This window comes from Nocardia sp. JCM 34519.1, from assembly GCF_020361265.1.
GTDB lineage: Bacteria > Actinomycetota > Actinomycetes > Mycobacteriales > Mycobacteriaceae > Nocardia > Nocardia arthritidis_A.
In genome coordinates, this window is the sequence record NZ_JAIRBR010000001.1 from 299,944 (window position 1) to 319,453 (window position 19,510).

The window sequence follows — 19,510 nt, forward strand, 5'->3', positions numbered from 1 at the left end:
GCTCCGCCTCCCTACCATCCCCGGGGGACGGGTAATCCTTCGGCTATCATCAGCGCGTGAGTTTCCAGGTCGGCCGCGCGGTTGCGGCGCAGCGCGGCGCGACGGCGCGGCTGCGCGGCGCGGCCGCCGGAACGACCTCGGGAGCGATATCCGTTGCGGCACATGGGTGGGCCTCCGGTGGCATGACACCGGATGGCACCACCTTCGCCCTGCTCACCGCCGCGGCGGCGGTGATCGGGGCGCTGGTCGCCGGGCTCGCGCCGCTGCGTGACACCTCGGTCGGGCTGGTCGCCGCACTGGTCGGCGGGCAACTGCTCGGCCACCTCACCATGGGTTTCAGCTCAGGGCATATGCATCACGGCGATGCGCAGCTGACACCCGCCATGCTCACCGCACACCTGGTGGCGGCCATTGTCGCGGCCGTTTTGATTCGCGGCGCGGAGGCCGCGTACCGGATCGGGTGCGCGGTGCTGTCGCGGGTGTTGCCGCTGCGGTACCACCCGCCCGCCGTCATCGGTCCGGCGTCGCTGCGGTCCGCGCATCGCGACCGGGTCATCCTGCGGATCTTCGCCGCGGAAACGCTGCGGACCCGCGGGCCGCCGATATCTGTTCATCTCTGATATTTCATTCCCGGACACACGCGTCTCGCGACTCATGTGGTCGCTGGTTTCACGGCGCGATTGTGTGCTGCCGCATGGGGGTTCGGCATCGTTCGCCGCACAGGTCGGCTGAGACCACGTCAGGCAGATCGGCCTGTTCAGCGGCATCCGGGGTTCCGTCGACTCCGAGAAACGAACAGATATGAGCATTACCGAGGACCTGAGTCCGCCGTCCACCGAAATATCCACGCCGCCAACGGAATCCGCACAGCGTAAACTTTCAGCGAAAGCGCTCTATCCGCTGGCGATGCGGCTGCACTTCTATGCCGGAATCTTCGTCGCGCCGTTCATCCTCATCGCCGCCGTCACCGGCGCGCTCTACGCGATCTCGCCGACGTTGGAGCGGATCGTGTCGCACGACCTGCTGTACGTCGACGGGTCGGGGCCGGAAAAGCCCTTGTCCGAGCAGGTTTCGGCGGCGGTACGGGAGCGGCCGGACCTGCCGCTGGTCGCCGTTGCGCCCGCGCCGGAGGCCGGGCAGACCACCCGGGTGATCTTCGGCGACACCACGCTCGGCGACGGTGAGCGGCGCGCGGTATTCGTGAATCCCTATACCGCACAACCGGTCGGCGAATCCGTCGTCTACGGCAGTTCGGGCGCGTTGCCGCTGCGGACCTGGATCGATCACCTGCACCGGGACCTGCATCTCGGTGAGCCCGGCCGCATCTACAGCGAGCTGGCCGCATCCTGGCTATGGATTATCGCGCTGGCCGGGCTGGTGCTGTGGTGGCGGCGGGTGCGCGGCCGCCGCAACCGCAACTCCGCGAAATGGCTGCTGGTGCCGGATCGTTCCCAGGGCGGTCGCGGTAAGTCGCTCAACTGGCATGGCGCCGTTGGTATTTGGGTGTTGCCGCTGCTGTTGATCATCTCGGTGACCGGCATGACCTGGTCCACCTACGCGGGCGACAATATCGCCGAACTGCGCAAGCAGCTGAGCTGGACCACCCCGTCGGTGAGTACGAAACTGCCGGGAAGCCAAGGGGCCGTTGCGCATTCGGGCGGCGAGCATGCCGAGCACGGTGCCGCCCCCGCGACCGCGCCCGCCGATCCCGCGGCGCGGATCGCCCAGCTGACCACGGTGTACGCGGTCGCGCGGGCCAACGGGGTCACCCAGCCCGTCGAGATCAGCGTGCCGGCCAAGGCGGATCAGGCCTTCGCGGTGAAGGAACGGCGCATGCCCGGCACATACACGGTCGATGCGATCGCGGTGAACGGGTTGACCGGCGTGGTCACCGATCGGCTGCCGTACGCGCAGTGGTCGCTGATGGCCAAGTTGACCAACTGGGGCATCCAGTTCCACATGGGTCTGATGTTCGGGTTGGCCAACCAGTTGCTGCTGCTCGCCGCCATGATCGGGCTGCTCGTTGTGATCGTGCTCGGCTACCGGATGTGGTGGCAGCGGCGGCCGATGCGGACCGGGGCGCGCATCGCACTCGGACGGGCGCCGCGGCGCGGCGCGATCCGGCAGTCGGCGTGGTGGCTGATGCTGCCGTTGGTGGCGGCCGCGCTGGTGGTCGGGTGGTTCGTTCCGCTGGTCGGGTTGAGCCTGCTCGGATTCGTCGCCGTCGATGTGGTCATCGGGATAGCGGGCAGGTTGCGCTCGGCTTAATGAGTTCTTTTACATACTTATAACTTCCCTTTACCTGGACGACTGACCGACTGAGCAGGATGGCCGTTGTCCCGCCATGCCCTCAGCAAATACTAAGGAACATCTCGAGTATGAAGATCACGAAGTTCGCCCTGGCCGCCGCGTTCATGAGCGTCGCGGTCGGCGTTGCCGCGGGCGCGAGCTCCGCCGAAATCAACGAAGGCCGAGGCATCGGTGTGACGGCGCGCACCGCGGATGGTGCGAGCATCATCGAAACCGATTCCGGCACAATGGTTGTCGAGGACGGGGTGTTCAAGGTCAAGGACGGAAACGGCGCGATGCTCGCGGGCACGCCGCTGAAATTCCGCCTCGACGATTTCGAATTCCCCATCGCCGCAACCATTTCCGGTCACACCGCCACCCTCACCCCGCAACTGGATATGGCGCATGCCGCCTACAAGCCGGTCGCGCTGCCCTTCGAGGACACCGCCCCCTGGAAGACGCCGTACGACCGGGAAAAGGATGCCTGGAGCCGAATGACCGGCACCGTCAGCCTCGGCGCGTCCATCGCCGCCATCGTCGGCGGCATCGGCGGCGCGGCCGTCGGCTGTGTCCTCGGCGGCTCACTCGGTGCGGTCGCCGCACTCGGCACCATCGTGGGACTGTTCGGCCCGTTCCTGCCCGCCGCCGTGGTCGGCTGCCTCGCCGGCGCGGTCATCGCCGCACCGCTCGGCGCCATCGCCGCCCAGTTCGTCATCACCGCGCCGGTGGCCATCGCCGCCGCCGTGCAGTACTTCAGCACGATCAATTCGCCGATGCCGAACAAGGCCAAGTGATGCGTTAAGTCCTTGCGGCACAATCGAACCCCGCTCGGCTCAGCAGCCGGGCGGGGTTCGTCCCATCAGAGGCAGTGGTCGGTGTGCCAGTCCATCACGTCACCCCAGGCCTGGAAGACCGGATCGGTGCGCAGCACGAGATCGCTTGGTGCGCCGTTCAATACCGCCGTTTCCGCATATGCCTCGATCAGCGAGTCGAGCTTTATTTCGGCGGGCGCGCTTGCCGCGAAGGCTTGGGCGCGGGCGGCGGCGCCCGCGCGATCCACCGGCGGGGTGTGTTCGAACAGATCCGTGAAAAGGCTGGTGACGTATTGCGACTCCGTGCAGAGATCGTAATTCGGCGCGGCGTTCGCGGCGCCGGCCCCCGACACTGTTGCGGCACCGGCGGCGATGACGAGGCCGGCCGCGGCAATGGTACGAAGCACGTGAAACTCCTTGTTGTCGAACCGGTCCCGATCCCGGGCACCGACGGAGATTCGAAGGCTAGATGCGGCCGATTTCAGTCGAATTACATTGCGCCGGTGTCATCTTCCCGGGCGAGGATCATGAGCTTTTCCGGGTCGGGAATGGGCACGAAACCGACCTTCTCATACAGCTCGTGCGCGTCGAGGGTGGACAGCAGCACCCGCTTCAACCGGTACGGTGCGAGGTGATCGCGGACGGCCGACGCCAGCCACACCCCGAGCCCGAACCCGCGGTGGGCACGGTCGACATACACATCACACAGCCATGCGAAGGTCGCCAGATCGGTGACGACCCGGGCGTAGGCGACCTGATTACCGAGGCCGTCGTAGACACCGAAATTCAGTGAGCCCGCCATCGACCGTTCGACGGTCTCCCGGTCGCGCCCGAGCGCCCAGAACGCGTCGGTGGACAACCAGTGATGCACCAGCGCCACATCGATGCGGCCTTCGTCCATATCGATCTCGTAGCCGTCTTCCCTGCGGTCGATCATGCCCTCGACACTAATCGCTTCGCCCGAAACCACTGCCGCCCAAGGCTTCTCCCCTCTGATCCGTACCAGCGTCCAACTTTTCGGCGTTTCGTGCGACATTTGCTAGCGAGTCGCGAGAATCGCCGACGCTGACCGAGCAAACTTTTAGCATCGAACAGGTTTTCGACGATTTCGAATTACGTTGGGCCGCATGGTTACTGCCAGACACGAAGCGATGCACGAGCTATTCAAGCGCGACCCCGGCGTCTTCGCCCGCGCGTTCCGGACGCTGGGCCTCCCGTTCGACGATCCGCTCGAAACAGACCTGCTCTCAACGGATCTGACGGAGACCGAGCCGCTGGAGCGCCGAGCCGACACGATCCTGCGTATCCGGACCGCTACCGGCACCTTCTTGCTGCTGGTCGAAGCGCAGGGAAAGGAAGATAACGACAAACCGGCATCCTGGGCGTACTACCTGGCGTTCCTGCGTGCAAAGTACACGCTGCCGCCGGTCCTGCTGGTGGTCTGCCAAAACCGGAAGGTGCAGGCTTGGGCGCGCGGACCGTGGAATATTGGTCCACCACGCTGGGCAAGTCTGAAGGTGCGCCCGCTGGTGCTCGGGCCGGACAACGTTCCCATCATCACCGATATCGAGGCCGTCGCAGCCGACATGCCGTTGGCCGCCCTGTCGATGATCACCCACGCGTACGAGCCCGTGGTCATGGACATAATGGAGCCGGTAGCCACGGTGCTCGAAAACCTCGAAAATAGATCCGACGCTCTCATCACCATCGAACTCATCGAACGTGGCCTGGTCGGCAGCCCGGCCCTTGAACCTTGGAGAAAACGGATGCCTGTGAAGAAGGAATGGTTCCAGGGACAGATCGCAACCGCACTATTCGACGAGATGCGGGAGGAGGCCAGGAACCAGGTCTACGAAGAAGCTAGGAACCAGGTCTACGAAGAAGCCAGGAACCAGATCTACGAAGAAGCCAGGAAGAAGCTCATACTCCGTAACCTGGAGATTCGTGGCATCGCGGTAGCAGCAGACGACCGCTCGAAAATACTGGCCTGCCAAGACGATGATCTACTCGACAGATGGTTCGACCGCTCCGCCGTCGCCAACACCATCGCCGACGTGTTCGCCTAGCATCGCGAATCCATCGAACGCGGCCTGGTCGGCACCCCGGCCCTCGACCTTTGGAGGCACTCGTGTCCGTCGATCCGTCCTGGTTCCAGGGACCCACCGCCCAGGCTATCCGTGAGGAAGGCCGCAAGGAGGCGGCGGTGCGCACAACGCAACAGCACATCCTCAAAAACCTGGAGATTCGTGGCATCTCCATCTCAGCCGCAGACCGCGCCAAAGTCTCGGCCTGCCGAGATATTGACCTGCTCGGTGAGTGGTTCACGCGCTCCATTACTGCCAACACCGTCGACGACCTGTTCAGCTGTATAAAGGAATCCAACTGAACACCGACGACGTGTTCCAATCTTGAACTAGCAATTTACTACTGAGAAGATCGCCGATATCTTGTAATTTCCGACGTTTGCCGCCGAGCCGAGTTCCGCTCAAAACTGCCGAATTCAGCTCGGCGGCAAGCTTTTACGCGACGTCGTCCGAAACTTCTTCGGCGGGTGGGGTTTCGGGTTCGGGTGGGACTACCGGGCGCAGCAGGGTCCAGGCCAGGAAGACCAGCGCCACGGCGATCATGGCGAGGCCGGACCAGAGGTTGATGTCGATGCCGCCGGTTTTGGCTTTTTCCTTGGCGGCGTCGGAGAGCAGGTCGGTGATGACGAGGATGATGCCGTAGAGGCCGAGGAGGGCGGCGACGATGGTGCGGATGTCGAAAAGCATTGGCGGAACCCCTTATCCGACGACGATGTTGAGGGCGATGACCAGGACGAGGGCGATGCCGGCGAGCAGGACGGGCCGCTGATACCAGGGCAGCGTTTCGGCCTCCGGGTCGGTGCGCCGGGATTTCGGGGTTTCGGAGTAGACGAGGCCGACGAGCTCGGCGGCGGGTTTCGGGGTGCTGACCTGTGTGACGAGCACGCTCACCACGATATCGACCACGAATGCGACACCCGCCGCGACGAAACTGGAACCCTGCCCGGACAGGTGGAACACATCCGCCTTGTGCAGGACAAAAACGATGATGGCCGAACCGGTCCCGCTGATCAGGCCGATCCAACCGGCCGCGGGCGTCATCCGCTTCCAGAACATGCCGAGGATGAAGGTGGCGAAAAGTGGCGCGTTGAAGAAGCTGAACAGCGTTTGCAGATAGTCCATCATGTTCTGGAATTCCGACGCGATGAAGGAGGTCAGGATCGCGACCACGGTCGCGCCGACGGTGGCCAGCCGCCCAACCGTCAGGTAGTAGCCGTCGGGCCGGTCCTTCTTGACGTACTGCTGCCACAGGTCATAGCTGAAAACCGTGTTGAACGCGGAGATATTGGCGGCCATTCCGGCCATGAACGCGGCGAGCAGACCGGCCAGCCCGACGCCGAGCAAACCGTTCGGCAGCACATCCTTCATCAAATAGAGCAGCGCCTGGTTGTAGGTGGTGTCACCGGTTTTCCCGCCCGACGATTCCGCCGCCTTGTACTCGATCATCTGCGGCACCAGCGCGGCGCTGATCATGCCGGGAATCACCACGATCAACGGTATGAACATCTTCGGGTAGGCACCGATGATCGGGGTGCGGCGGGCCGCCGAGATCGAATGGGTCGCCATGGCCCGCTGCACCTCGACGAAGTTGGTGGTCCAGTACCCGAAGGACAGCACGAATCCGAGTCCGAACACGATCCCGATCACCGAAAGGAAATTGTCGGAGAATCCGCTGAGTGCGTTACCCGGCCACGACTCCAGTTGCGCGGACCCGCCCGGCGAGTGAGTCACCTTGTCGCGCAAGCCGTCCCAGCCGCCGATCTTGTGCAGACCCACCAGGGTGAGCGGCAGCAGCGCGGCGACGATGACGAAGAACTGCAGCACCTCGTTGTAGATGGCGGCCGAGAGTCCGCCGAGGGTGATGTAGGACAGCACGATCACTGCGGCGACGATCACCGACACCCACAGCGGCCAGCCGAGCAGCACGTTCACGATCGATCCGAGCAGATACAGATTCACGCCCGCGATGAGGACCTGCGCGATGGCGAAGCTCAACGCGTTCACCAGATGCGCGCCGGTGCCGAACCGCCTGCGCATGAACTCGGGCACGCTGCGCACCTTGGAGCCGTAGTAGAACGGCATCATCACCACGCCGAGGAACAGCATGGCGGGCACCGCGCCGATCCAGAAGTAGTGGAAGGTCGGGAAACCGTATTGGGCGCCGTTGGCGGACATGCCCATGATCTCGACCGCGCCGAGGTTTGCGGAGATGAAGGCGAGACCGGTTACCCAGGCGGGCAGTGACCTGCCGGAAAGGAAGAAGTCGATACTCGACGAGACCCGCTGCCTGGCCAGCAGACCGATGCCGATGACGAAGACGAAATACAGTGCGACCAGGGCATAGTCGACCGGCGCCGCATCCAGCCGCAGGGTCGACCGGGCGAGCAGGGGTGAATCGGCAAGCGGCACAGGGGCGTCGAGCCCGATGAAGTCGGCGGGGCGGGTGAGCACAGCTTTCCTCCTGGATCCTCCGGGGGTACCGCGGTGCGGCGGCAGCGACCGCACGACCGCGCGCTACCGCTCACTGTGCGTGATTGTGCCGCAACGAGGAGGCGAAATCGGGCATTGAATCCGACCGTTTCGATCGATTCGCCGATTCAATCGAGCCGGTGCGCACCCGCCGACGGAACCACCACGAAGGTGCGCGGTTCCTCGAAACCATTGTGTGCGAACGCTTCTCGTACCGATGCGGCGACGGTCGCGGTTCGTGCGCGGTCGGTGAGCGCGATGGCGCTGCCGCCGAATCCGCCGCCGACCATGCGCGCGCCGTGCGCGCCCGCGGCGAGTGCGGTGGCGACCGCGGTGTCCAGTGCGGGCGTCGACACCTCGAAATCGTCGCGCAGCGAGTCGTGGGTCGCGGTCAGCAGCGGCCCGATCTCGCGCGGATCCGCACCGGCGCGCAGCTTTTCGACGACCGCGAGCACCCGCCGGTTCTCGCCGACCACATGCCGGGCGCGCCGCCGCAGCACCGGATCGCCGATCCGCTCGACGGCGGCCGGATCGGCATCGCGCAGGGCGGGCACCCCGAGTGCGGCGGCCGCGGCCTCGCACTGCGCCCGCCGCTCGGCGTATCCGCCGTCCACCAGACGATGCGGCTGTCCCGTATCGATCACCAGCAGCTCGAGACCGAATCGGGCGAGGTCGAAGGGGATCTGCTGGTACGCGGATCCGGTTTCGGCGCCGGCGAATCGGCGCACGTCGAGGAATAGCGCATGTCCGGCCGTGCACAGGATCGCGGCCGACTGGTCGAGCACGCCGGTCGGCGCGCCCGCGTAATCGTTCTCGGCGGCGCGCGCCATATCGATCAGTTCGCGGTCGGACAGCGTGGGCGCGAACAGATCTCGCAGCGCGATCGCCACCGAACAGGACAGTGCGGCCGATGAGGACAGGCCCGCACCGATCGGCACCGCACCGTCGAGCCGGAGTTCCACCCCGGCGATCGGCAGGCCGCGCCGCACGAATTCGGCGACGACGCCCAGCGGATACCGTGCCCAGCCGGGCAGCCGGTCGCGTTGGGCGGCCAGTTCGGTGAGCGCGACCCGCACCGGAGCTCCGGGCCGCTGGCGCGAACTCACTTGGGCGAAGCCGTCGCTGGTCACCTCGGCCGCACACGTCACCACCAGCGGCAACGCGATAGGCAACACATAGCCGTCGCTGTAATCGGTGTGTTCACCGATGATGTTGACCCGCCCTGGCGCCACCCATGTCTGCACCGGCCCACCCTACGAGAGCCGCCGATGACCCGAGACATGCCGCGCCAGCACGACTTTCGGTAAACGACCGACCGGCCGGACCGCCGCAGAATTAACCGCAAGATCAACCTGCAAAATGGGTTTCCGCAATCGGGTGGGCAACTATGATTCACACCACCGCGCGCAGCGGCCTGATGGCAACCCGCGCACCGGTTTTCCGCCATACCGGACGCCCGGATCGCGGCAGCTCACTCGACCGCGCTCGACGTGGTTTCGGCGCGACCGGAAAGATGGGTGAACCCGACTTGATTCGACTGTGCACCAGCGAAACTCACCGCGCCGTGCCCGCACCCCGCGCGACGCGCTACCCTGAGCATACGGCCCGCAATGCGATTCACTGCGCGGGTCGCATCCCTGTTGCGCCGAGCGCGGGACAGGGGACGGCTGTTCGTGCCATGATCAGATCAGTTGTCCAGTTTTCCGTGGCCGAACGAGCCGCGTCCGATCGGAACATCCGCTCGGACAACAACGCTCGGTTCTCATCGGCCCGCACGGTTCGATCGGCGCCTGATGAGCAATCGAATATCGAAGTCGCAGTGACGGATTCAACGATGTACTACACAGCGCGGTACACAGGGGACGGAGCGACCGAGGGGGGCTGATGACAGAGACCGAAAGCGAGCCGACGAGCCTGCCGAACATCGGAAAACGATGCTACGCACTGCTTCTGGGGGGAAGCGCGGCCGCGATCGGACTCGAGTTGTTCGCCGCGTCGCCGCTGGTCTCGCTGCTGACGACGCTCGCGGTGCTCGGCGCCATGCTGACCATGATCGCGATCGGCGTGCGGCGGCACCGGCCCGCGCGACCGCTGCCGTGGTGCCTGCTTCCGGTCGCGGCGCTTTCGCTCGCCACCGGAACGGTGTTGCGCGACACCGGCGGTCACGCCGTACACCTGCTCGACGACGCGTTCACCCTCGGCGGTTACGCCGGATTCGGCCTGGCCGCGCTGATCTGGCTGCGGCCGCGCCAGGTGCGCGGCAACTACGACATGCTGCTGGATTCGGCGCTGATCGGGCTCAGCGCGCTGCTCGCCTCCTGGACCTTCCTCATCTCACCGATCCTGCGCACGCATGCGACGACGCTGTCCACGGTGGTCGCGGCCGTCTATCCGGTGTGCGACGCGCTGCTGCTGACGTTGATCGCGCATTCGGTCGCCACCTCGGCCCGTTCGGAGACCTCGCTGCGCCTGCTGCACCTCGGCCTGTTCGCGGTGCTGGTCGGCGATTTCGGCTACAGCCTGGAAACCGTTGGCACCGCGGTGATCCGGAAGGAGCTGCTACTAGCCCCGCTACTGCTCGCGTACACGGTGGTCGGTTTGGCCGCACTGCATCCGACGATGAATGCCCTCGGCGCACCTCGACGCATCCACCCGCATCGTTCCCGGCAGCGGGCGAGCGTCATCGCGGTCGCGCTGATCGTGGCCTCACTGGTGCCGGTGGTCGGCGCGCGCCTCGCTCCGCTGGATCGGGTGGTGGTGTCGACACTGTTCGCGCTGTTGTTGATCGGTGTGCTGGTGCGCAGCGAACGGGCGATCGCGCGCAGCGCCCGCAGCGAGCGCCGCGCGCAGTACCAGGCCGACCACGACATGCTGACCGGACTGCTGAATCGGTCGGCCCTGCTGCGCGCGCTCAACCGGCACCGCGAGCCCTGGCGGACGACGGGCGAGCCCGGCGCCGATCAGCCGCTGTCCCTGCTGTTCATCGACCTCGACGGGTTCAAGATGGTGAACGACAGCTACGGGCATGCGGTCGGTGACGAGCTGATCGCCAACGCGGCCTCCAGGATTCGGCGGGTGATCCAGCCCGACGCGGTGGTATCCCGGTACGGCGGTGACGAATTCGTCGTGCTCGCGCCGCTGGATCGGCCGGGAGCGGCGCTGCTTGCCGAACGGTTGCTCGCCGCCTTCGTGCGACCGTTCGAACTCAGCGCGGGCGAAATCCCGATCACCGCCAGCATCGGCCTCGCCTGTGGCAGCCCGCGCAGCTCGAACGCCACCGTCTACGACCTGATCCGGGACGCGGATTCGGCCATGTATCACGCGAAGGAGTTTTCGCTCGGCTACTCCTTCCACGAGGACATCAGACACGCCCCACCGACCGCCGACTCCGGGCGCCGCATCTGGCGCCGGGAGACGGCGGTCTGAACCGCTCAGTCGTCGAGTTCGTCGAGCAGTTTGCGCGCCGCCTCCAATTCGGCCTGCAGCTGTTCCACTTTCGCGCGCTGGGCGCCGCGCGCCGCTTCCAGCACACCCGAAACCACATCGGCCACTTCCGGATGCAGCAGTTTGGCCGCCTGGGCCACCGCGGAACCCTGCACGGCGAGTCCGCGCACGGCCCGCTTCTTACCGCTCACCACATCGACGGACCATTCGCCGTCGGCGGTGCCGGTGAGGGTGATGGTCACCTCCGGCGTCTTCGCCTTGGCGGCGCGTGCGGCGGGCGCCTTCGCCGCCTTGGCGGCCGGCTTCGGGGCGGTCTTCTCGTCCGCCGGATCCGGTTGTGCCGGAACGGGTTTCGGCACGATCGGCGGGGTGTCCAGATCCGGGCGGACCTGGCTCTCGATGGGCGTGCTCGGCAGGGTCGACGGCTGGGTCACGGTGGATTCCTTCCTTGTTGTCGACTTCGGCTGGGCTGTGGATTGCTGTGCTTTCGATGCGCCTGCCTTCGGCGCGGCCGCCCGCGGCGGCTTGGTCAACGTCACTTCGGTCGGAGAAAAGGACAGTACATCCTTCGAGCCGGTCGGCCGCACCTGCAGGAAGTCGCCGACGGACGGGTCGCCGAGCGCGATCACCTTCCCGGAGCGGCCCTCCGGGACCCCGACCGCCGCCGCGGTGAACCACACCATGGGTGGGCGGCCATCGGCGATCTGCGTGGCGATCTGCTGAATCTCTGTGTCGGACAACGGGCGTGGCTTCGTTCTTGGCGACGGCATGGGGCACTCCGAGCGGTTTTCGTTGCGGTTTCGTTCGATGGCTGCGTGCACCGATGATGCCGCAAGGCACCGACACTTTCACCGACTGGGAGGCCAATCGATGTTCGTGACCGGCGGTCGCGCGCGTTTACCCACAAGTCAGCGAACTATCCGCTACATTCCTCGCCGATCCACTTCGACAAATCGCGAGGAGGAGTTCGATGCGTCTGTTCCGCCGTGCCGTCGCCGTCTCGGTGATCGCCGTCCCCGCGCTGACCGGCACGGCGGGCTGCGTTCTACATCAGATCCGCGCCGACGTGCCGCGCTCCGGCACCACCGCGGTGCTGAACTGCGTATCCCGGGCCAGGGTTCGCCCGTCCGATATTCCGATCACCTGCGCCGATCCCAACCATTTCATCACCGGGATCACCTGGGACAGCTGGGATGACACGTCCGCGCACGGCCGCGGCACCGACGACCGGAACCTGTGCGTCCCGGATTGCGCGGCCGATAAACGCCAGGCCGTCGAGGTCGAACTCGATCTGAGCAACCCGATCAACGGGGTGTTCACCCTCGTCACCATCACCGGCCCCTATGGCAAGCAGGGGAATTACGCGCTGCCCGGCTGACCTGGCGACTGCAACGCCGGATACCAGATATCGCCGAGCACCTCGGCGGCCTGTTCGGCGGTGACGTCGATGGTGCCCTGCATGGCCCAGCGGGTGAAGAACCGTTCCAACTGGGCCACCAGCAATTCCACCCGCAGCCGGGCTTCGTCCCGGCGCGCCTCGGGCCAGCGGGACAGGTACGAGGTCATGGATTCGGGCAGGGACATGATGCCGCGGCGGGCGATCTCGCGGAATTCCGGTTCCAGTGCGGTCGCCTCGTCCCAGGCGGGCAGCAGGTCCTTGTATTCGTGGAACCAGGCGATGGCGCGGGTCATCCAGGCGACGAATTCGGCGCGGGAACCGGTGTCGAGCACCCGGTCCAGGTCCTGGTAGAAGTGCCGCGCGCTGGGCGCGGTGCCCTGTTCGGCCACCGCCCGCAACACCTCCAGCTTGCTGGTGAAATGCAGGTAGAAGGTGGCGCGGCTGGCGCCGGCCGCCGCGGCGATCTCGTCCACCCGCACGGCCGCGTAGCCGCGGGCGGTGAACAGTTCCTTGGCGGCGTCCAGCAGCCGGGCCCTGGTCTGCGATTTCTGCTCATCGCGCAGCGTCGGCGTCTGCCGCGCATTCGGGGCCTTCACGGACAACCTCATTTCTTGTCGACGAAAAGCGTTGCCGTCCTGCGGCTTCCGGTGCACAAGTCTATGACTCAACCTTCGATAGACACAATGCCAGTCACTAGACATAGAGTCTAGTGACTGCTATTTTGTTGCCTACGTCACAGACGAGGACAACCGCATGACTTCACACGCACTCCCCCGGGTCGCCGTCATCGGCGCGGGACCGTCCGGGATCACCACCGCGAAACGCCTGCGGGATCACGGGATTCCGTTCGACTGCTTCGAGGCCTCCGACGAGGTCGGCGGCAACTGGTATTTCAAGAATCCGAACGGGATGTCGGCCTGCTACCAGTCGCTGCACATCGATACGAGCAAGTGGCGCTTGGCCTTCGAGGACTATCCGGCGCCCGCGTCGTGGCCGGACTTCCCGCATCACTCCCAGCTGTTCCGGTATTTCCGGGACTATGTCGACCATTTCGGCCTGCGCGACCGAATCCTGTTCAACACCAAGGTTGTTCACGCCGAACGCGGACCGGGCGGCGGCTGGCTAGTGCGCACCGCCGACGGGACGTCCCGCGACTACGACACGCTGATCGTGGCGAACGGACACCACTGGGATCCCCGAATACCGGACTATCCGGGCGAATTCGACGGTGTGCTGCTGCACAGCCATGCCTACAACGATCCGTTCGACCCCGTCGATATGCGCGGCAAGCGCATCGTCGTGGTCGGCATGGGCAATTCCGGGTTGGATATCGCCTCGGAACTGTCACAGCGGTTCGTCGCCGCGAAGCTGACCGTGTCGGCGCGGCGCGGGGTATGGGTGTTGCCGAAGTACGTCAACGGCCGGGTCGGTGACAAACAGAGTGTGCCGCAGTGGATTCCGCGCAGGGTGGCGCTGCGGCTCAAACAGCGGTTCGTCCGGAAATTCCGCGGCGAGATGGAGTTCTACGGTCTGCCGAAACCGGATCATCGCCCGTTCGAGGCGCATCCGTCGGCCAGTGAGGAATTCCTGCACCGGGCCGGTTGCGGCGATATCGCGTTCAAACCGGCCATCTCGGCGCTGGAGGGGCCGCTGGTGCGCTTCGCCGACGGCAGCACCGAGGAGGTGGACGTGATCGTCTGCGCCACCGGGTACCGCATCAGCTTCCCGTTTTTCACCGATCCGAATCTGTTGCCGGACAACGAGAATCGCTTTCCGCTCTTCAAACATATGGTGAAGCCCGGATATCCGGACCTGTTCTTCATGGGGCTGGCCCAGCCGCTGCCGACGCTGGTGAACTTCGCCGAGCAGCAGAGCAAATTCGTCGCCGCCTATCTCACGGGCAAGTACCGGCTGCCCACCGACGCCGAGATGACCGCCGCCATCCGGGCCGCCGAAAACCGCCGTATCGGACGGTATTACGACTCGCCGCGGCATACCATCCAAACGGAATTCGAACCGTATGTGCGGGATCTGAAGCGGGAGTTGGCCCGCGGCGCGAAACGCGCCGCCGCGGCCGGATACGCCCTGCCCGTGCCCGCACTCGCAAGCGTATGAGGTCCGCGATGTCTGTCGAGGGTTACTGTGCCGACGAATTCACCGGCGTACGAACGGAATTGGCGGGTCAGCTGGCATCGGGCGCGGAGGTGGGCGCCTCGGTCTGCGTGACGGTGGACGGCGAGCGCGTCGTCGATCTGTGGGGTGGGCACCGCGACCGGGAACGCACCGAGCCGTGGACCGCGGATACGCTCACCAACCTCTTCTCCATCACCAAGACCATGACGGCACTCTGCGCGCTGCTGCTCGTCGACCGCGGTGCGCTGGACGTGCATCAGAAGGTGGCGCACTACTGGCCCGAATTCGCCGCGAACGGCAAGGGCGGTATCGAGATCCGCCATCTGCTGAGTCACACCTCGGGGGTGTCCGGCTGGCAGCCGCCGATCGCGCTCGCCGATATCTACGACACCGCGGCCGCCGCGGCCCGGCTCGCCGCGCAACCGCCGTGGTGGGAGCCCGGTACGGCGTCCGGATATCACGCGCTCAACTACGGCCATCTCATCGGCACGGTGATCGAGCGGATCACCGGACGCTCGCTGGGCCGATTCTTCGCCGAGGAGTTGGCCGAGCCGCTCGGCGCCGACTTCCACATCGGCACCGGGCCCGAATATCGGCACCGCATCGCGCCGCTGATACCGCCGCCGACACCGGAATTCGATCTTTCGGTGCTCGACCAGGACAGTATCCTGGTCAAAACACTCACCAGCCCGCTGCTCGACGTGGCCGAAACCGCGACGCCCGCATGGCAGCAGGCCGAGAACGGCGCGGTGAACGGGCACGGCAATGCCAGATCGGTGGCGCGGGTACAGTCCCTGATCTCCTGCGGCGGTGTGCTCGACGGACGAAAGTTCCTGTCGGACAAGACAATCAATCTGATTTTCGAGGAGCAGTCCAACGGTGTCGACCTGGCGCTGCTGCTGCCGCTGCGCTTCGGCATCGGCTACGGACTGCCACAGCCGCAGACCGCGCCCGCGGTGCCGGACGGGCGGGTCTGCTGGTGGGCGGGCTACGGCGGCGCCATGGTGGTCAACGATCTGGACCGGCGAATCACCTTCGCCTACACCATGAATCGGATGGAACCCGGACTCGTCGGATCGGCGCGCGCGGATGCGTATCTGCGGGCCACCTTCGCCGCGGCCGAGGCGGTGGCATGATGCGCGCGCTGCAATTGACCGCACCCGGCACCCTGGAACTGCGCGAGGTTCCGGTGCCCGAGATCGGCCCGGCCGACCTGTTGCTGCGGGTGGGCGCGGCGGGGATCTGTCATTCGGATCTGTATGTGCTGGGACTGCCGTTCCGGATGCGCGATGACCCGCTCACTCTCGGTCACGAGGTGGCGGGCACCGTCGAGGCGGTGGGCAGCGCCGTCACCGGACGGACCGTCGGCGAGCGCGGGCTGGTGTACCTGTGCTGGTCGTGCGGACAGTGCCGGGAATGTGTGCGCGGCAACGAGAACGTCTGCCTCGCCGCCGGACGCGGTGCGATGCCGCCGTGCCCCGGCCTCGGCCCCGACGGCGGTATGGCGGAATACATTCGGATTCCGGCGAATTCGTTCGTGCCGATCGGCGATCTGGACTTCCCGCAGGCCGCCCCGCTGGCGGACGCGGCGTTGACCAGCTACCACGCCATCGAGGGCGCGCGCGAACAGCTGCGGCCCGGGTCGACGGCCGTGGTCATCGGTATCGGTGGGCTGGGACATGTTGCGGTGCAGATACTTTCGTCCACCACGACGGCCAGGATCATTGCGGTGGACGTCGACGCGAAGAAGTTGTTCCTCGCCGCGAACTATGGTGCGGACGAATGTGTGCGCAGCGATGCCGACGCCGTGCGATACATCCTGGACCGCACCGATGGTCGCGGCGCGGAGGCGGTATTCGACTTCGTCGGCGTCGACGCGACGGTGCGGCTCGCGGTGGAATCGGTTGCGCCCAACGGTGCTTACCGAATGGTCGGGCTGGGTGGGGGCGTCTCCGAGATCGCCGCGGTCCCGGCGGGCGGACCCGGTCTACCCTGGGGTGCGACGGTCCGGAAGTCCTACGGCGGCACCAAATCCGATCTCGTCGAAGCGGTCGCGCTCGCGCGGGCGAGCAAGATCACCGTCGAGGTCGAGCAATTCGATCTGGCCGACGGGCCCGCCGCATTCGAGCGCCTGGAGCGCGGCGATATCACCGGCCGTGCGGTTCTGATCCCATGATGAGCGGCGCCGATGATGCCGATATGACACGGAAATTGCCCAGCGACCGCATGCGGACGGTAGGACGGTTGAGCGATACCGGTGTGGCAAGGAGTTCGACGATGACGAAACAGGTTGACCTGCAAGCACTCACCGCCGAGGTGGCGGGCAGGCTCACCGGGCCCGGCGGCCCGTTCGAGTTGACCGTCGAGGAGGTGCTCGGCGCGCCGACCCCGCTCATGCGCAACCGGCGGCGTTCGCTCACCGAGGTCCTTCGGGCCTCGCTGACCTGGGGTGACAACGACTACCTGGTGACCGAGGACCGCCGCATCTCCTTCACCGAGCACGTCGCCGCCGTCGCAGCGCTGGCCACCGGGCTGCGCGACCGGTACGGCATCGAAAAGGGCGACCGCATCGGCATTCTCGCCGCCAATACGCCCGAGTGGGTATTGACCTTCTGGGCGGCGCAGACGCTCGGCGCGATCGCCGTCGGCTACAACGCCTGGTGGGCGCCGCGCGAAATCGCATACGGCATCGGACACACCGAGCCCGCGGTGTTGGTCGTCGACGCCAAGCGCGCCGCACTCGTCGCGGAGCTGGAAACGCGGATTCCGGTGCTCACCATGGAACGCGATATTCCCGGGCTCATCGCCGAGTACACCGGCGCCGAACTGCCGGAAACGCCGGTGGCAGAGGATGATCCGGCCGTCGTCATGTACACCAGCGGTACCAGCGGACGCCCGAAGGGTGCGGTGCATTCCCAGCGAAATCTGTTGGCGGTGGTCGAATATCACCGCTTCAACGATGCGATGGCCGCGGGTATGGCCGGCCGCACCGAACTGCCGAGCGGCAGGCGCTACCTGCTCACCTCGCCGCTGTTCCACATCGCCAGCCTGCACAACGGCGTGGTGCCGCGGGTGTTGAGCGGTGACGCAGCCGTGCTGTATCAGGGCGCGTTCGACGCGGATCGGGTGCTCGGGCTGATCGAGCGGGAGCGGATCACGCACTGGGGCGCGATGCCGACCATGGCCACCCGGCTGCTCGGCGCGGATCTCGACCGCTACGACCTGTCGTCGATGGCCGGGATGTCGCTGAACTCGGCGCCGTCCTCGGCGGCGCTGCAGCAGCGGCTGCGCGAGCGAATTCCGGTGGCGCGCACCGTACTCGTCACCAGTTACGGCATGACCGAATGCAGTACCGCGGCCACCATCACCAGCCCGGCGGAGCTGGCCGCCTTCCCGGATACCGTCGGGCGCCCGGTGATCGGCGCGACCGTGCAGATCCGCGACGAGCACGGCGAACCGGCGCCGGACGGCGTCGAGGGCGAGATCTGGGTGCGCGGCCCGTATGTCATGCTCGGCTACTGGAACGATCCGGACGCCACCGCCGCGGCGATCACCCCCGACCGCTGGCTGCGCACCGGCGATATCGGCATCATCGCCGATGGCAGGCTGCGGCTGTCCGGCCGCCGCTCGGATCTCATCCTGCGCGGCGGGGAGAACGTCTACCCGGTCGAGATCGAACAGGTGCTGGAGGATCATCCGGCGGTGCGCGAATGCGCGGTGATCGGCGTGCCCGACGACGATCTGGGCCAGCTGGTGGCCGCCCTGGTCGTCGTCGAGAGCGAATCCGCGACCACCGAGTCCGAGCTGCGCGAATTCACCGCCGAACGACTGGCCTACTACAAGGTGCCTGCCCGCTGGCGCCTCACCACCACCCCGCTGACCAGGAACGCCACCGGGAAGGTGGTGCGCACGGCGATCGAGGTTTGACAACGCGGGCTACCGTGGTGGTGCGGGCGTCTCAAAGTCGAACGCCGGCGAGGGGAGCCATCGTGCCGATATTTCACCATCGCGGCCGCGCCGTCGTCTACGACCGATGGGGCGACGGCCCACCGCTCGTCCTGCTGCACAACGCGGGGACCCAGCGGCACATCTGGGACGATCAGGTCACCGTGCTGCGCCGCTCCTATGAGGTGTTCGCGCTGGATCTGCCCGGCTACGGCGAATCGGAGCGGCCCGCCGACGGCTACCGGCTGACCGATTACGCGCGGCTGCTGGCGGAATTCCTCGCGGCGGGCGGCCATACCGATGTGGTGCTGATCGGTAACTGTCTCGGCGCGGCCACCTCGCTGCGCTACGCGATGACCCACCCGGACAACGTACGGGCGCTGGTGCTGATCAACCCGCTCACCTGGAATACCGTGTCCGGCGGCCGTTGTGGGCCGCTGGCCTGGGCCGATGCCCGGCTACCGCTCGGACCGCTGGCCGACCGGCTCGCCCTGCCCGGTCCGGTTGTCTCGCGAATCATCAACGAGCAGTTGGGTGTTCGCGGTAGGCAGCGCGGGCTGCGGCATTCGCCGCGGCTCACCGCGCACTGGGGCGATCGCGGGCGGCTGCGCGCGCTGCACGGGCTGGTGCAGGATTTCCCGAACTACCGCGAGCTCGACACCTTTACTCCCGCAGCGGATTTCCCGCCGCGCTGCATGATCTGGGGTAAGCAGAACCGCATCCTCTCGGCCGCGGCCGGTGCGCGCCTGGCGGATACGCTGCGCCCGCAGTCGAGCGCGGTGCTGTCGGATTGCGGCCATCTGCCGATGGTGGAGGATCCCGAGCGGATCACCGGCCTGATCACCGAATTCCTCGGTTCGGCCGCGGTGCGGCCGTATCGGGAGGCCGGACCGCTGGCCCGCTGAATCGGCGTTCCCGGAAACGGCAACAAACCT

General features: G+C 66.4%; 19 protein-coding genes. 12 read left to right on the top strand and 7 right to left on the bottom strand.

Annotated elements, in window-relative coordinates; translation table 11 throughout:
• The first annotated feature begins 56 nt into the window (after positions 1-56).
• The 3 genes from LGY53_RS01450 (at position 57) to LGY53_RS01460 (ending at position 3,083) form a co-directional block, all read left to right on the top strand.
• Positions 57-620, top strand: a complete 564-nt coding sequence (locus tag LGY53_RS01450; protein WP_225724818.1) for a hypothetical protein — start codon at positions 57-59, stop codon at positions 618-620.
• Between the two features lie 181 nt (positions 621-801).
• Entirely contained in the window at positions 802-2,268 is a 1,467-nt protein-coding gene (locus LGY53_RS01455; protein ID WP_374111110.1) for a PepSY-associated TM helix domain-containing protein, read from the top strand.
• 110 nt (positions 2,269-2,378) lie between these two features.
• Complete coding sequence (locus LGY53_RS01460; RefSeq protein ID WP_225724819.1) at positions 2,379-3,083, top strand: hypothetical protein; 705 nt, start codon at positions 2,379-2,381, stop codon at positions 3,081-3,083.
• Positions 3,084-3,148: 65 nt separating this feature from the next.
• On the opposite strand, the gene LGY53_RS01465 is transcribed toward LGY53_RS01460, so the two are convergent.
• Together LGY53_RS01465 and LGY53_RS01470 are read right to left on the bottom strand one after the other, a co-directional pair.
• A complete protein-coding gene (locus LGY53_RS01465) occupies positions 3,149-3,508 on the bottom strand; it encodes a hypothetical protein (RefSeq protein ID WP_225724820.1) in 360 nt (119 codons plus the stop codon).
• An 83-nt stretch (positions 3,509-3,591) separates the two neighbouring features.
• Positions 3,592-4,038 (bottom strand): GNAT family N-acetyltransferase, encoded by a 447-nt coding sequence (locus tag LGY53_RS01470; protein ID WP_225724821.1) that lies wholly within the window; start codon positions 4,036-4,038, stop codon positions 3,592-3,594.
• A gap of 190 nt (positions 4,039-4,228) precedes the next feature.
• Between LGY53_RS01470 and LGY53_RS01475 the strand changes: the two genes are divergently transcribed.
• Entirely contained in the window at positions 4,229-5,167 is a 939-nt protein-coding gene (locus LGY53_RS01475) for a hypothetical protein (RefSeq protein ID WP_225724822.1), read from the top strand.
• Positions 5,168-5,229: 62 nt separating this feature from the next.
• Positions 5,230-5,487: a hypothetical protein gene (locus LGY53_RS01480; protein ID WP_225724823.1), complete on the top strand. Its 258-nt coding sequence runs from the start codon at positions 5,230-5,232 to the stop codon at positions 5,485-5,487.
• A 133-nt stretch (positions 5,488-5,620) separates the two neighbouring features.
• Here the strand turns inward: LGY53_RS01480 and LGY53_RS01485 are convergent, their stop codons facing one another.
• From LGY53_RS01485 to galK, 3 genes are all read right to left on the bottom strand, one after another.
• On the bottom strand, positions 5,621-5,872 hold the full coding sequence (locus tag LGY53_RS01485; protein ID WP_225724824.1) for a hypothetical protein: 252 nt from the start codon (positions 5,870-5,872) through the stop codon (positions 5,621-5,623).
• Between the two features lie 12 nt (positions 5,873-5,884).
• On the bottom strand, positions 5,885-7,594 hold the full coding sequence (locus tag LGY53_RS01490) for a sodium:solute symporter family protein (protein WP_374111126.1): 1,710 nt from the start codon (positions 7,592-7,594) through the stop codon (positions 5,885-5,887).
• 188 nt (positions 7,595-7,782) lie between these two features.
• Positions 7,783-8,898 (bottom strand): galactokinase, encoded by a 1,116-nt coding sequence (gene galK, locus LGY53_RS01495; protein WP_225724825.1) that lies wholly within the window; start codon positions 8,896-8,898, stop codon positions 7,783-7,785.
• Between the two features lie 640 nt (positions 8,899-9,538).
• On the opposite strand from galK, the gene LGY53_RS01500 reads away from it, so the two are divergent.
• Entirely contained in the window at positions 9,539-11,080 is a 1,542-nt protein-coding gene (locus LGY53_RS01500) for a GGDEF domain-containing protein (RefSeq protein WP_225724826.1), read from the top strand.
• Between the two features lie 5 nt (positions 11,081-11,085).
• On the opposite strand, the gene LGY53_RS01505 is transcribed toward LGY53_RS01500, so the two are convergent.
• Entirely contained in the window at positions 11,086-11,838 is a 753-nt protein-coding gene (locus LGY53_RS01505) for a DUF6319 family protein (protein WP_225724827.1), read from the bottom strand.
• Positions 11,839-12,068: 230 nt separating this feature from the next.
• Between LGY53_RS01505 and LGY53_RS01510 the strand changes: the two genes are divergently transcribed.
• A complete protein-coding gene (locus LGY53_RS01510) occupies positions 12,069-12,476 on the top strand; it encodes a hypothetical protein (RefSeq protein WP_225724828.1) in 408 nt (135 codons plus the stop codon).
• Here the strand turns inward: LGY53_RS01510 and LGY53_RS01515 are convergent.
• Positions 12,458-13,093, bottom strand: a complete 636-nt coding sequence (locus LGY53_RS01515; RefSeq protein WP_374111111.1) for a TetR/AcrR family transcriptional regulator — start codon at positions 13,091-13,093, stop codon at positions 12,458-12,460. The genes LGY53_RS01510 and LGY53_RS01515 overlap by 19 nt on opposite strands.
• A gap of 157 nt (positions 13,094-13,250) precedes the next feature.
• Here LGY53_RS01515 and LGY53_RS01520 point away from each other — a divergent pair, with 157 nt between their 5' ends.
• The 5 genes from LGY53_RS01520 (at position 13,251) to LGY53_RS01540 (ending at position 19,480) form a co-directional block, all read left to right on the top strand.
• Positions 13,251-14,612, top strand: a complete 1,362-nt coding sequence (locus LGY53_RS01520; protein WP_225724830.1) for an NAD(P)/FAD-dependent oxidoreductase — start codon at positions 13,251-13,253, stop codon at positions 14,610-14,612.
• 8 nt (positions 14,613-14,620) lie between these two features.
• Entirely contained in the window at positions 14,621-15,766 is a 1,146-nt protein-coding gene (locus LGY53_RS01525; protein ID WP_225724831.1) for a serine hydrolase domain-containing protein, read from the top strand.
• Positions 15,766-16,806, top strand: coding sequence for an NAD(P)-dependent alcohol dehydrogenase (locus LGY53_RS01530; RefSeq protein WP_225725650.1), 1,041 nt, complete (start codon positions 15,766-15,768; stop codon positions 16,804-16,806). Before LGY53_RS01525 ends, LGY53_RS01530 begins: the two co-directional genes overlap by 1 nt.
• A 101-nt stretch (positions 16,807-16,907) precedes the next feature.
• Positions 16,908-18,557 (top strand): class I adenylate-forming enzyme family protein, encoded by a 1,650-nt coding sequence (locus LGY53_RS01535; RefSeq protein ID WP_225724832.1) that lies wholly within the window; start codon positions 16,908-16,910, stop codon positions 18,555-18,557.
• A 62-nt stretch (positions 18,558-18,619) separates the two neighbouring features.
• Entirely contained in the window at positions 18,620-19,480 is an 861-nt protein-coding gene (locus tag LGY53_RS01540; RefSeq protein ID WP_225724833.1) for an alpha/beta fold hydrolase, read from the top strand.
• Positions 19,481-19,510: the final 30 nt, after the last annotated feature.